Raw genomic sequence first — 552 nt, 5'->3', positions numbered from 1 at the left:
CTAAGTCTTTATCTAAAAAGCAATCGGGTTGGGATTGCCCACGCAGTTGAGCATAACTGACCGTCCAAGGTCCAATGCCTTTCAACGCTAACCATTGTTGCAGATCCGTCTCCGCGTTGTTTTGCATAAACTGAGCGAAACGCACCAACGTCTCTTTACGACTTTGCGGCATCCGCAAAAAACTCACGTTGGCATTCGCAATCGCATCTGGTGTCGGGAAAAAGCGCTTGTCAGCATCACCACTGAGCGTTTTCACCAATAAATTAAGCTGGCCTATCGCGGCCTTGACCGACACTTGTTGACCAAGAATGGCTCTAACCCCGGCTTCCCAAGCATTCCACACTCCAGGAATCCGAATGCCTCGGTTCGAAACAAGCCCCGGCGCCACATAATCCAAATGTTGCTCGACAGTACAGATATCGGTGTCGAGATCGAACATACGACGCACTCCAGACACTAAATTTTGCAGCTTCGCAACCTCTTCAATTTCGAATTCAAGCTCAAGGTTTCCTTCACCTTTGAGCGCCTTAAACCACGCTTTGCTGTTATCCA

At 48.9% G+C, this 552-nt stretch carries 1 protein-coding gene; it reads right to left on the bottom strand.

The window, feature by feature from the left end; translation table 11 throughout:
* Positions 1 to 552: DNA-3-methyladenine glycosylase family protein (locus tag R7Q48_RS30045; protein ID WP_318134054.1), on the bottom strand; the 552-nt coding region annotated here is incomplete at both ends.

It is taken from the genome of Vibrio sp. 378 (genome assembly GCF_033339435.1).
The sequence above is the reverse complement of the archived record's forward strand: the minus strand, read 5'-3'. Positions and strand labels throughout refer to the sequence as shown.